The organism is Spirosoma agri, assembly GCF_010747415.1.
Lineage (GTDB): Bacteria > Bacteroidota > Bacteroidia > Cytophagales > Spirosomataceae > Spirosoma > Spirosoma agri.
In genome coordinates this window covers 1,774,879-1,787,326 of the sequence record NZ_JAAGNZ010000001.1, presented here as the reverse complement: position 1 = coordinate 1,787,326, position 12,448 = coordinate 1,774,879, and the positions used below count along the sequence as shown (strand labels likewise).

Here is a 12,448-nt window from a genome sequence, read left to right as displayed (position 1 = left end):
CGCTGGTAGTCGCGCTTTTTTGTTTCATAGTCTATGTTCATGAAACACGCACTACTCGTTTTTTTTCTGCTGACGCCCTTGTTCGCCGTGTGGGCGCAATCCGTACCGCCACCTACCCTCTACCCTAACCCGGAAGCGGCTTTGCAAGTGTATAGAAGCACGCTGCTACGACTCCGGCAGGAACACACGAACCAGGCCGAGCTACCCGATCTGAAATTTTTTTTGTTCGGGATGGGAAACCGTGCAAAATACATTTACCGCAACGGACGCCTGATCAATGCATTGACGGGCCATATTGAAGAACAATGGGCGGTCAAGAGTGAGATTATCGTACCATCGGAATACCTGGTTCATCTAACGCTAGACACTGGCGCCACGATCCAGATCCGGGAAGATGAAACGGGCGTATGGCTCTTGCAAACGCTACCAGCGTCTGCCCGAAATCCGGACCGATTGCCCAAACCGAAGCGGCTGGACCATACGAAAAGTCCCTTACAGCTACCCCGGTTTGCGGACAACACGTTTGGGCTTGTGTTACGGGTATTACACCACGAAGTATTGATCAATGTCGTGACCGGTTCCGACGGGATCGGGCGACCTGTTCCAAGCGTTCTGGTCTATCAGAATCCCCGATACCGCGATGCGGCACTGATGGCAATGGTGCTGCGCGAAACCGGAAACTTACAACTGATTCATAACTGGATCATGGCGCTCCGCAATCCAGCTGATCCTGCCAGCGATACCATTGCCGAAGCCGACAATCTTGGCCAGGTGCTTTTTCTGGTTTCGTTGGCAGCCAACAGAACGCATCCCGTTGTTCAGGTAGTGCTCGATTCGGTGGCCCGCTTTCGGAAGGATGATTATATTCTCGGGAAAACGGATGGCGCTGACCACCCGGTTTTTCAGACGAAGTGGCTGAAGTACGGGTTGAAATCGCTGGGACTACCGGATCCCTATACCATTCCGAAGCAATACGATAGCTACTCGTCGCAGTTCTGGTTCGACTACACGAATGAGCATGTCGCCAGAACGAACGTCGACGAACAGACCAGCCTCGACAGTCCCTATCGGGTTTGGGCTGACGATCACTTCTACCATGAGAAACGCGGCAGGCTCGGCACCATCGATTATCCGCTCAGTTGGGAGAGGAACGCCAGCGATGCCCATTACCCCGGCCTAACCGTGCTGGACAAAGAGTTTGTTAAGCGTAAGCTGGCATTTCCCTACGCCCGCCATGCCGCCGAAATGTTCCTGTTATTGCGCCATAATCAGTGAATGCGGTGGACTTAACAAGCCCTGATGCCTGACAAGCTGAAAACACCTCGCGCCCGTGAGCAGTTAGGTTGCTAGCTACTTTTGACGTATATTCTCATTCAACCTGACGCTGACTACCGATAATACCAACGTAGTCAGCCAGTTAGTACCTACTTCGCTCTATGGATATTTTCACGGCTGCCAGTGCCCTTGTTGGAATCAGCGCGTTGCTTTCGTATGTAAACGCTCGTTTCGTTCGGCTTCCCGGAACGATTGGGGTTGTTGTGCTGACGCTGGTTCTTATCGTTTTGATCCTGATTGTTGGCAGCGTTTCGTCGGGCTTCGCCAGAACGCTGATTGACATTACGGAGCAGATCGACTTTTCGAAAACATTGCTCGATGTCATGCTGGGCTTTTTACTGTTTGCCGCAGCCCTGCATTTTGACCTCGATGATCTGCGGGAGCAGTTTCGTCCGGTTATCATTTTAAGTACCGTGGGCGTCCTTATCTCCACCGCGCTGTTTGGTCTTGGGTTCTTTTACCTCACCAGGACGTTTGGCTTCCCGGTTCCAATGGTATACTGCTTTCTGTTCGGGGCGCTCATTTCACCAACCGATCCGGTAGCGGTTGGCGCGGTACTCAAACAGTCGCCGATTCCGCGTAGGCTGGAAACGATCATCACCGGCGAGTCGCTGTTCAACGATGGTGTCGGACTTGTTCTGTTCATTTCCTTGCAGGAAGTGGCCGATCCGAATGTCGATTTCTTTCTCATTGACGCCCTTAAGCTGTTTGCGCAGGAAGTATTCGGTGGCATCGCGCTGGGCCTGCTAATGGGCTTTATTGCGTACCGGCTCATCAAGGTTTCGGATGATTTTCACACCGTCGTGCTCCTGTCGCTGGCCATGGTCATGATGTTGTCGGTGGCGGCCAACGCGCTGCACGTATCGGTTCCCTTGGCCGAAGTGGCGGCTGGTTTGCTGCTAGGCAGCCGATTAACGGGTTCCGATAAGCCCGACACGCCCAAGTTTTACCTGGATCGGTTCTGGCACCTGATGGACGAAATTCTCAATACCATCCTCTTTGTCATGATCGGCTTGCAAATTGTGGTGCTGCCTTTCCTCAATAATTACCTGCTCATTGGTTTAGCAACGGTTGTGCTGGCGATTGTGGCCCGTAGCCTGAGTATTCTGTTGCCTTATCTGATGCAATTTCAACTATCGCGACTCAATCCCGGCAGTCTGCGCATTCTCACCTGGGCTGGTTTACGGGGCGGCATATCCGTAGCCCTGGCTCTTTCACTACCGGATTCGCCCTACCGTGAGCTGATCCTCGCCTGTTGCTACAGCATCGTCATTTTTTCGATCGTTGGTCAGGGACTTACACTCAATAGGGTGGTAAGTTCGGTTGCCCGAAAACAGGGATCTTAACTAGGTATCGCTGCCCCCAATTAATAGCAAAAGCGTCGCGACCCTACGTTCAAGGTCATGACACTTTTTTGTTAGTGCAGTTTGCCGCCTAATGTATAGCCTGCTTTCAGGCTGAAATACTCGTTTTTTCCAATCAGCTTTGCGTTGGTAAATTCGTTCGTGACGGTTGTATCGTCGATTCGATTGTAAGCCGCTTCGACATTAAACTGCCAGAATTTAATGCCGACTCGGAACAGACCAGCCATTTTGTTCGTAACGGGTAAGGTGTAAAAAAGCGTGGTGTTCGCAGCGCCCATCACTTGTTGTTCGCTCCCCGCAGCCCGGTACAGGCCAATTCCAGCACCGACGTAGGGGCGAAATGCCACGCTCCTGCCCACTACGTAGTTAAGTGTCAGTGCGCCGGACATAATCGATTTTGCCTGTGAATCGAAATAAATCAGGTTACCCAACACTTCAGGACGTTGAATGAACGCCTGTTCGAACCGAATACCGATGTCGAAATGGCGGGTAAGGCCAAACTGCGGCTCCAGACTGTAGACAAATCCGGGTTTACTACCGTCTTTATTGCCCGACCGATCAGCCGGGGACGCGTACCCCACAGACGCATTTAGTTTAAACGGATCGAAACGTTGGGCAACGGCAACAGAAGAAATCAGCAAGAACGCGAGAAATAGCGGCTTACGCATAGAGAAAGGTGTTTGCTATTGATTAACGATAGCCGCCCTGTCGTGTCCACGGACTTGTTTTCAGCCTGAGTAACCCGTAACAAGACGACGCCCATTAACCGTTACCCGCAACTGGGCTCGTCCGTTGCAGCCCTCCCCGCCCATACCTTTATTTTTATTGACGAAACGCTTACTTAGCCGCAATAATCAACACCAAACCCAACACGTAACATACGCTCATCAAGGTCAGGTAACGGCTGGATGTTGCCGGTGCACCCCGGAACTCGTGCCAAATGAAGATACCCCAAAAAACGGCGATGATGGTCGCGCCCTGCCCTAGCCCGTAGCTGATGGCGTAGCCCGCTTCGCCCGACGCTAGCAAGCTCGACGCCATGCCCAAACACCAGACCATGCCCCCCAGCATCCCAATACCGTGGTTACGGCCACTGACATCGCCATAGCGTACGGTCCTATCGGTCGCTTTACTGGTAAAGCGACGCAACAGGGGCAGAAACAAAGGCGTGCTGACAACGACACCAAGCCCGAACAAAACCAGCGCAGTATACGGTGTCAACAGACCCGATGCTGGACGGGCAAAATCGGTAGCCATTGCCCGGGCCACGAAATAGAAAAAGAAGCTCATCAGAAAACCGCCTATCAGCGAGATGACCAACCCGCGTGTGCTAACCGATTGATCAGTAGTGCTTTTTGCCCGGTAGGCCAGCGCGCTGAATACAACGGCCAGAAAAATGGCCAATACGCCACCAGACAGCAGTCCAACGTTACCGACCGGCGACAGAATATAGTTGACAATCACTCCCAGGATCAGGGCTAAACCAATCCCAATGGGCATGGCCACCGACAGGCCCGCCAGTTCGATCCCGATGACGATGAGGATATTAGCAATATTGAACACAAATCCGCCGACCAGCGCATACAGCAGATTTTGTTTGTCTGCCTGCGCAAGATCGGCCAGAAACGACCGGCCCGACGAGCCAACACTCCCGAGCGTAAAGGCCAGCAATACACTCAGAAAAAGAATCCCGTAAGTGTAGTCCCGGTAAAAAATGGTAGTTGGAACGGATTGCGTGGCCAGCTTCTGCGTGTTGGCCCACGAGCCCCAGCAAAGCATCGTCAGAAAGCAGACGACTACCGCCAGCGGGTAATGCGTGATGATAAACATAGCCAGGAAGGGGGTTTAGGATGAGGCCGTTTCCATAAAAATAGCCTTATAGACAAAGCCGCAATGGCCTATTGCCTACCTTTATGGTCATGAATTACATCTATGTTCTCTTTGCCTTTCTGGTCGGTTTAGCCATTACCGTTCAGGCGGGTGTCAATGCCAATTTGCGGCAGGCAATGGGCAATCCCATTCTGGCAGCGGCCATTTCGTTTGGTTCCGGCTTCATCGTGCTCGTTACCCTCCTGCTGGCCGCAGGCGGCTCCGTGCCTCCGCTTGACACCATTAAGCAGGTAAGCTGGTGGAAGTGGATGGGCGGTGCGATGGGAGCGGTTTACATGATCACGGTTATTGTTAGCGCCCCCAAAATCGGAACGGCAAACCTCGTTAGTCTGAGTGTAGCCGGGCAACTGCTGGCCGCTGTTCTGCTGGACCATTATGGCTTACTGGGCTTTGCGCTCCACCCCGCCAATGGCTGGCGACTCCTCGGACTGGTGCTGATCATGGGCGGTGTATTACTGGTCGTCAGAAACTAAGCCGATCGTTTTTGGTTCATAGAACAGGACTGATGGCATGGCTAACTGGTCCGTTTAAACCAAGAACGATGGACATCAATTATCGCTTTTACCCCTCTTTGCTAAACGTATTCTCTCGCTATATGAGCGGTAGTAACTTCTCGGCACAAGACCTGATCGATTCGGTCAATCGCGTACCGACACCGACCACAGCGGCTCAGGAGCGGGGAACCTCATTCGAAGAAGCGGTCATAAAAGGCACTGACGAAGAACGATTTAACCCCGATATTCTCAAAAAAGTCCGGAAACTACTCCCCCGTCCCATTGTTGACACCCAGGTCTACTGCCAATGGCAGATCGACGATGTGCTGTTCTATGGCTATGTCGATCTGATTGGTACCTTCAAAGCCGTCGATTTGAAAACGACGGCTTCGTATCAACCGGGTCGGTTTGTTCACAACCATCAGAATCTGTATCTCCATGCCCTTAAGCGTAAGGGAATTAAGCTGATGGAATATGTTATTACGGACTTTAGCGACGTCTACGTGGAGAGTTACACATTGACTCATCCTATCGACCGGCAGTTGGAGGAGATACGTCAGTTCAAAGCGTTTCTGGAGGAACACCGTCCGCTCATTACCGACAAAAAAATATTTGTCGCGCCTGGCGATGATGCCAGCCAGAGTACCGCCCGGAGACGACCGAGTTGACCGACTACACCACTGTTAACCTGACAACGTACTGTTCCGAAGCGTGACAAATCCGGGTTGAAACAACCGCTGGATAAATGGCCATATGTCTACTAACGAACGCTGGCTTCGCCGTTTTGCTTTCAGAATCCATACCTGTACCTAGTTAATTGCTCGATTGGCCCAAGCCATACCCTAAGACAAGGTTCTCCGGTCGTGTTGTAGCAGCCTTTTTTTGTAATTTTGACCTTTCACGACCCAATTTATTCGCTCATGCCTTATTGTCGGCTTCTGCTTAGTGTCTTCATCAGCGTAGTTTTTAGCGTAACGTCTTTCTCTCAGTCAGTAACCCCTTCGTTTCTTCAACTTAATGCAAGTCAAAACCGCTGGGCCGACTCCGTTTTTGCTTCGCTGACGCCCGACGAACGAATCGGTCAGTTGATCATGGTGGCGGGTTACTCGAACCGCAAACCAGCCTACGAAGATTCACTCGTCAATCTGGTGCGTATCCATAAACTGGGTGGCGTAGTCATGTTTCAGGGCGGACCGATCCGTCAGGCAAAGCTCACCAATCGGTTGCAGGCCATATCGACCGTGCCCCTTCTGATTGCGATGGACGCCGAGTGGGGACTGGCTATGCGGCTGGACAGCACCGTCCGTTACCCTTATCAGATGACGCTTGGTGCCATGCAGGGGAACGATTCGCTGATCTATAAAATGGGCGCGAATCTGGCCCGTCAGGCTAAACGACTGGGCGTTCACGTTAATTTTGCCCCATCGATCGATGTTAACAATAACCCGAATAATCCGGTCATCAATTTTCGCTCCTTCGGTGAAGACAAATATGCCGTTGCGCGTAAAGCCCTCGCGTATGTGCGCGGCATGCAGGACAATAACCTGTTAACCAGCATTAAGCACTTTCCCGGCCACGGCGATACCGGTACAGATTCGCACTATGACCTGCCCCTGATCACTAAAAGCCGCGCCCAGCTCGACTCGCTGGAACTCTATCCGTTCCGGCAGCTGATCAACGCCGGTGCTGCGGGGGTGATGATCGCTCACCTCAGCATTCCCTCACTGGATACAACCCGCAACCGTCCGTCAACGCTGTCACCGGCCATTGTCACGAATCTGTTGAAGAACGAGCTTGGGTTTCAGGGGCTGATCTTTTCGGATGCGATGAACATGAAGGGTGTCACGAAATTTTTTCCGTCCGGTAAGGCCGATGAACTCGGTTTAGAAGCTGGGATGGATGTGCTCGAATTTACGGAAGACGTTCCGGCAGCGATGGCGCAGATCAAACAGGCGATTGTCGACGGGCGCATTACGCAGGAGTCGCTGGACGCCCGTTGTTTGAAGGTGCTGCGTGCAAAAGCGTGGGTTGGACTCAATCAATATAAACCTATCGCCCTCGACAACCTGGTACGTGATCTCAATCCGGTTAGCGATGAGCTACTCAACCGGCAACTGACCGAAGCGAGCCTCACTGTCTTGAAAAATACAGATAATCTGTTACCCCTGCAACGGCTGGATACGTTACGGATTGCGTCGGTAGCCCTGGAAAGCGATAAGCCGACTGCTTTTCAGAAAATGGCGGCTAATTACACCCAAGTCGATCATTTCAATATCACATCCAAAACGCCGGATTCAACGCTGGCTACGGTTCGGGATTCGCTCAAGAACTACAACCTGATTCTGGTCGATGTGCATCTGAACAACATCCGACCAGGAGTTAAATATGGCCTTCAGGCTAAAACGGCAGGTTTACTGAGCGAGCTGGTTGCTACGGGCAAAGCGGTTGTTACGGTGTTCGGCAACGTGTATGTACTCGATAAGCTGACGTTCCCATCCGACACGGCGCAGGTGAACCGCAACATCGAACAAGCGCGGGCCATTGTGATGCCTTATCAGTTGACAAACTATACGGAAGAACTCTCGGCCCAATTGATCTTTGGTGCCATCGGTGCTTCCGGGAAATTACCGGTCACCGTCAACCAGCGTTTCCGGTTGGGCGACGGCATAAGCATCAAGCCGATTGGCCGATTGAAGTACACCATTCCTGAAGAAGTCGGTATAGACAGCCGTTTCTTGACCCAGCAGGTCGATTCGCTCGTCAATGTGGGTCTAACGCAGAAAGCATTTCCGGGTTGCGTCGTACAGATGGCTAAAGATGGTAAAGTGATTTTTCACAAAGCCTACGGTACGCATACGTATGATGCGTCGCTAGGCGCGGAACCCAGACCAACCCAACTGGATGACCTCTTCGATATGGCGTCGGTCACGAAAGTGAGCACATCGACGCCCGCGCTGATGAAGCTGGTCGACGAAGGCAAGTTCAATCTGGACGGCAAAATGGTCGATTATCTGCCGTGGCTTAAAAAATCGAACAAAGCCGATTTGCACTGGCGCGACGTGCTGACCCACCAGGCCCGGTTAAAAGCGTGGATTGCCTTCTGGAAAGATACCAAAAACGAAGACGGCTCCTGGAAACCAAAAACGTTCGACAATGAAGAATCAGGGCGCTATCCGATCGAAATCACCGATAGTCTGTACGAATTCAAACGGTATCCTAAAACCATTTATCAGCAGATCAAAGACTCACCACTCAACGAAAAGAAAGAATATGTCTATTCGGATTTGTCGTTCATTCTTTATCCGCAGGTTGTAAAATACATTACGAAAACCAACTTCGAGGATTACTTAAAAACTAACTTCTACCGCCCGCTGGGCGCGACAACGCTCGTATACCATCCCCGGAAGTTTTATCCCCTCAATCGCATTGCACCGACAGAATACGATTCGCTGTTCCGCAAAACGCTCATCTGGGGACGGGTCCACGACGAAGGAGCCGCTATGCTCGACGGGCTATCGGGTCATGCGGGCTTATTCGGTAACTCAAACGACCTGATGAAGCTGGTCGAGATGTATTTGCAGAAGGGCAGCTACGGCGGTCAGCAGTTCATTTCGGCCAAAACCATGACTGAATTTACGCGCTATCAGTTTCCTGAACTGGGCAACCGGCGCGGACTCGGGTTCGATAAACCATCATTCAAATTCTCCGGCAACGCACCCCGTTCGGCGACAAAAGACAGCTTTGGGCATTCGGGCTTCACCGGAACGTTCATCTGGATTGAACCGGCGCAGAACCTGGCCTACGTGTTCTTATCGAATCGTGTCTATCCAACCCGGAACAATAACCGGATCAGCGAGTTGAATACACGTACCAACGTTGCAGAAGCGTTGTATCAGGCAGTGAAACGCGGTATTCGATGAAAAACTACCTTATCCATCTCCTGAATTACGAATTGTGGGCGAACATGCGCGTCATTGAAGCACTTCAGCGCCTGGACAATCCGCCCGCACGGGCACTGGCCGTGATGGGTCATATCCTGTCGGCACAGCAAGTCTGGTTTGGCCGCGTGACGAATGAAACGACGTTCGTTTCGATCTGGGAAGACGTTCCAGTGAGCTGGATGGGGGAAACCGCCGAGCGGCAACACCGGAAACTAGTTGACTACATCAATGCGCTGGCCGAGCCGGAACTGCTTCAATCCTTCGACTATGTTACATCTAAAGATCAGCCCTTTCAAAGCACGTTGATCGACATCGTAACCCACATGAGCCATCACGCAGCTTACCACCGGGGGCAGGTCGTACAGCTTATTCGTCCGATGGTAGCCGAAGCCCCCATAACAGACTTCATTGTCTGGGTACGCGAAGGCTAAACTAGCTCATTCGCGTTCACTTATTTAGCACGTCAAATTCGGGCGTTACCACGATTCGGCATGCGTTGAGCATTCGACTAACCATTCCCTGTTTTGATACGAACGATTATTACTGGCTGCCGACGGAGATACCTTTCCAACTCAGAAATGATCCAGTCGAGTATATTTCTGTAATTCAACGAAAAAAGAGACGTAGGTCCTACGTCTCTTTTTTCGTTTGTATTGTTTAGAACTTAGTAGGCTCGTACTAACCGGCCTTCCATAAAGTTTACGAATGCTTTGTTTACTACGTTGTTACCGCCCGGCGTTGGGTAATCACCCGTAAAATACCAGTCACCAGTGTGGTTCGGGCAAGCGCGGTGCAGGTTCTCGACGGTCTGATACACAACCGCAACTTCTGCCTTTAAATCCGCCGGTGTAACGATCTGAGCCACTTTGCGTGACAGTTCTTCGTGCGTGAAGGGTTCAAAAATTGCCTTCACGTAATTTTGCTGTGATGCATTGCCGGACTCGATGGCTGCCACACTTTGAGCGTACACTTCGTCCACGATGTACTCCTGACCACGCTCGCGCAGCAATTCGAGAGCCGCCCGGAAACCGACAAATTCTTTGAACTTCGACATGTCGATACCGTAGCAGTCCGGGAAACGAATCTGCGGAGCCGACGAGACGATTATTATTTTCTTGGGACCAAGCCGGTCGAGCATGCGCAGAATACTCTTTTCGAGCGTCGTTCCGCGTACGATAGAATCATCGACAACAACGACATTATCTTTACCCTTCTTGATCACCTCAAAAGTGGTGTCGTATACATGCGAAACCATGTCGTCCCGCTGAGAATCATCCGCGATGAATGTTCTCATTTTCACGTCTTTGGACACTAACTTTTCAACGCGTGGTCGGAACGAAAGCACTTTATCGAGCTCTTCCTCAAACAGAATTCCCTCCATGATCGCTTTCTTACGCTGCTTATAGAGGTACTCCTCCAGTCCTTCGACCATCCCGAAGAAGGCGGTTTCAGCCGTATTTGGAATATAGGAGAAGACTGTATTTTCGAGGTCGTAATCGATCTCCTTCAGAATCTGAGGAATGAGGAGCTTGCCTAACGTTTTACGCTCGTTGTAAATATCGGGATCAGTAGCGCGCGAGAAATAAATCCGCTCGAAACTGCACGAACGCTTTTCGACGGGTTTCACAAACTGGAGTTCGTTATACTCGCCGTATTTATCGATGATGAGCGCGTGACCAGGTTTAACTTCTTTGATTTCGCTGTATTCAGCGTTGAAAGCCGTTTTGATAGCGGGCTTCTCCGACGCAACAACGATCACTTCATCATCGGCGTAATAGTAAGCAGGGCGGATACCAGCGGGATCACGGGCAACGAACGAAGCACCAAAACCGGTCATACCAACCATCGCATACCCACCGTCGAAATCGCGGCATGAACGGTGCAGCACGCGCTGCATATCCAGGTTATCTTCAATGATATCGGACAGATCCGGATTTTCGTAGATACCCTTGAACCGGTCAAACACGCGCTGGTTTTCTTCGTCCAGAAAGTGGCCGATTTTTTCCATCACGGTGATGGTGTCAACCTTGTCTTTGGGGTGCTGGCCAAGCGAAACGAGCTTATCGAACAGGCTATCGACGTTGGTCATGTTAAAATTACCCGCCATCACAAGGTTCCGGCTGCGCCAGTTACTTTGGCGGAGCATGGGGTGACAGTTTTCGATGTCGTTGGCGCCATGCGTACCGTAACGCAGGTGGCCCATCCATACCTCGCCCGTGAAGGCGATATTTTCCTGGAGCCATTTGGCGTCTTTTGCCTTGTCCCGATTGCCTTTGAGTGCCTTGCGGAACTTTTTATTGACCTTCTCGAAAATATCGGTGACCGGACGCTGGTCGACCGAGCGATACCGGCTGATATAGCGATGACCAGGCGGTACGTCGATTTTGATGTTGGCGATACCGGCCCCGTCCTGGCCCCGGTTGACCTGCTTTTCCATCAGCAGGTAAAGTTTGTTTGCGCCGTAGAGGGCCGTACCGTATTTATCAATGTAATACTGATACGGTTTGCGGAGTCGAATAAGGGCAATTCCGCACTCGTGTTTAATAGCGTCGCTCATAACAGGGACCGTTGTGACGGCTGAAACCGCCAGGGCAATTGAGTATGTAGTTGATGAAAAGCTAACGGACTACTGGTCGGTTTCGTTCGACCCTAGTACCGAACAAATATAGAAAAAGATGTATGACGGGTCGCGTTCAGTGGCTTATTCGACAAAAAGAAAGGTGTTTTATTGCACCTTACCGTCAACCAAAAACTCATTTTTGTCGAAATAGGGCAGTTTTTGGTAGCCAGCTACTTTATAATGCTGTACCCGCCATTGCTGTCCGGTGGCGGGACCACTTTCCAGCAATAAATGCCGTTCGGACGAATAAAGCGGATTGCTGGTCTGCAAAACAGCTTCGATCAGGCGGGGCTGGTGGGTTACCGCATCCAGCCGAACGTTCAGTGAGCGAACCGTTAGTCGTTCTTCCGAACGTTTCAGGGTGTATTGGTACGTTAGGGAATCGGGACGGGCAATCTGGTAACTATTCCGGAGGGCTGGCTTATTGATGTCGGCCTGCGTAAATAGCTCTAGTTCGCGGGTCCAGTTAACGTCCGTTTTGTTTTCCTGATCCTGCCGGGCATTGATAGCGACCGTTTTATGGACGAGTGGTTTTTGAGCAGAGAGGTCAGAGATCTGATGCTTAACGAAGCCCGAAACGTCGTAATAAACGTTCGGTTGATTTTGTTGAACAGAGTCAGTACAGCTGCTGGCGAACAGACTAAACAGCAGGCAACCAGAATAAACGAAACGCATAAATCTATACTAAACGGCACCGAAAGCGGACTACCTTACAGAACCACCAACACGTTTTTTCACAAATCGGTTTAGGTAATCAAATTCTGAACCAAATTTGCACTCATAATGCTTTACTCATAGGGATCG

General features: G+C 51.2%; 10 protein-coding genes. 6 read left to right on the top strand and 4 right to left on the bottom strand.

The genetic code is table 11. From position 1 onward, the window contains the following. Window positions 1-39 precede the first annotated feature (39 nt). Together GK091_RS07320 and GK091_RS07315 are read left to right on the top strand one after the other, a co-directional pair. Entirely contained in the window at window positions 40-1,275 is a 1,236-nt protein-coding gene (locus GK091_RS07320) for a hypothetical protein (RefSeq protein ID WP_246202161.1), read from the top strand. 161 nt (window positions 1,276-1,436) lie between these two features. Next, a complete protein-coding gene (locus GK091_RS07315) occupies window positions 1,437-2,681 on the top strand; it encodes a cation:proton antiporter (RefSeq protein WP_164035933.1) in 1,245 nt (414 codons plus the stop codon). Window positions 2,682-2,752: 71 nt separating this feature from the next. Here the strand turns inward: GK091_RS07315 and GK091_RS07310 are convergent, their stop codons facing one another. Both GK091_RS07310 and GK091_RS07305 read right to left on the bottom strand, forming a co-directional pair. Beyond that, window positions 2,753-3,367 (bottom strand): porin family protein, encoded by a 615-nt coding sequence (locus GK091_RS07310; protein WP_164035932.1) that lies wholly within the window; start codon window positions 3,365-3,367, stop codon window positions 2,753-2,755. 169 nt (window positions 3,368-3,536) lie between these two features. After that, a complete protein-coding gene (locus tag GK091_RS07305) occupies window positions 3,537-4,529 on the bottom strand; it encodes a GRP family sugar transporter (RefSeq protein ID WP_164035931.1) in 993 nt (330 codons plus the stop codon). Window positions 4,530-4,618: 89 nt separating this feature from the next. On the opposite strand from GK091_RS07305, the gene GK091_RS07300 reads away from it, so the two are divergent. The 4 genes from GK091_RS07300 (at window position 4,619) to GK091_RS07285 (ending at window position 9,455) form a co-directional block, all read left to right on the top strand. After that, complete coding sequence (locus tag GK091_RS07300) at window positions 4,619-5,062, top strand: DMT family transporter (protein WP_164035930.1); 444 nt, start codon at window positions 4,619-4,621, stop codon at window positions 5,060-5,062. Between the two features lie 68 nt (window positions 5,063-5,130). Beyond that, a complete protein-coding gene (locus tag GK091_RS07295; RefSeq protein WP_164035929.1) occupies window positions 5,131-5,751 on the top strand; it encodes a hypothetical protein in 621 nt (206 codons plus the stop codon). A gap of 252 nt (window positions 5,752-6,003) precedes the next feature. After that, a complete protein-coding gene (locus tag GK091_RS07290) occupies window positions 6,004-9,003 on the top strand; it encodes a glycoside hydrolase family 3 N-terminal domain-containing protein (RefSeq protein ID WP_164040627.1) in 3,000 nt (999 codons plus the stop codon). Beyond that, window positions 9,000-9,455, top strand: coding sequence for a DinB family protein (locus GK091_RS07285; RefSeq protein ID WP_164035928.1), 456 nt, complete (start codon window positions 9,000-9,002; stop codon window positions 9,453-9,455). Before GK091_RS07290 ends, GK091_RS07285 begins: the two co-directional genes overlap by 4 nt. A 233-nt stretch (window positions 9,456-9,688) precedes the next feature. Here GK091_RS07285 and GK091_RS07280 read toward each other — a convergent pair whose 3' ends face one another. Both GK091_RS07280 and GK091_RS07275 read right to left on the bottom strand, forming a co-directional pair. Next, the gene (locus GK091_RS07280) at window positions 9,689-11,581 is read right to left on the bottom strand and encodes an amidophosphoribosyltransferase (protein ID WP_164035927.1); all 1,893 of its coding nucleotides are present in this window, start codon (window positions 11,579-11,581) and stop codon (window positions 9,689-9,691) included. Window positions 11,582-11,749: 168 nt separating this feature from the next. Beyond that, entirely contained in the window at window positions 11,750-12,319 is a 570-nt protein-coding gene (locus tag GK091_RS07275; RefSeq protein ID WP_164035926.1) for a hypothetical protein, read from the bottom strand. Window positions 12,320-12,448 lie beyond the last annotated feature (129 nt).

Excerpts from the sequence above, each read along its gene's own strand:
- GK091_RS07320 (WP_246202161.1), top strand. The coding sequence starts at position 40 with ATGAAACACGCACTACTCGTTTTTTTTCTGCTGACGCCCTTGTTCGCC.
- GK091_RS07315 (WP_164035933.1), top strand. The coding sequence starts at position 1,437 with ATGGATATTTTCACGGCTGCCAGTGCCCTTGTTGGAATCAGCGCGTTG.
- GK091_RS07310 (WP_164035932.1), bottom strand. The coding sequence starts at position 3,367 with ATGCGTAAGCCGCTATTTCTCGCGTTCTTGCTGATTTCTTCTGTTGCC.
- GK091_RS07305 (WP_164035931.1), bottom strand. The coding sequence starts at position 4,529 with ATGTTTATCATCACGCATTACCCGCTGGCGGTAGTCGTCTGCTTTCTG.
- GK091_RS07300 (WP_164035930.1), top strand. The coding sequence starts at position 4,619 with ATGAATTACATCTATGTTCTCTTTGCCTTTCTGGTCGGTTTAGCCATT.
- GK091_RS07295 (WP_164035929.1), top strand. The coding sequence starts at position 5,131 with ATGGACATCAATTATCGCTTTTACCCCTCTTTGCTAAACGTATTCTCT.
- GK091_RS07290 (WP_164040627.1), top strand. The coding sequence starts at position 6,004 with ATGCCTTATTGTCGGCTTCTGCTTAGTGTCTTCATCAGCGTAGTTTTT.
- GK091_RS07285 (WP_164035928.1), top strand. The coding sequence starts at position 9,000 with ATGAAAAACTACCTTATCCATCTCCTGAATTACGAATTGTGGGCGAAC.
- GK091_RS07280 (WP_164035927.1), bottom strand. The coding sequence starts at position 11,581 with ATGAGCGACGCTATTAAACACGAGTGCGGAATTGCCCTTATTCGACTC.
- GK091_RS07275 (WP_164035926.1), bottom strand. The coding sequence starts at position 12,319 with ATGCGTTTCGTTTATTCTGGTTGCCTGCTGTTTAGTCTGTTCGCCAGC.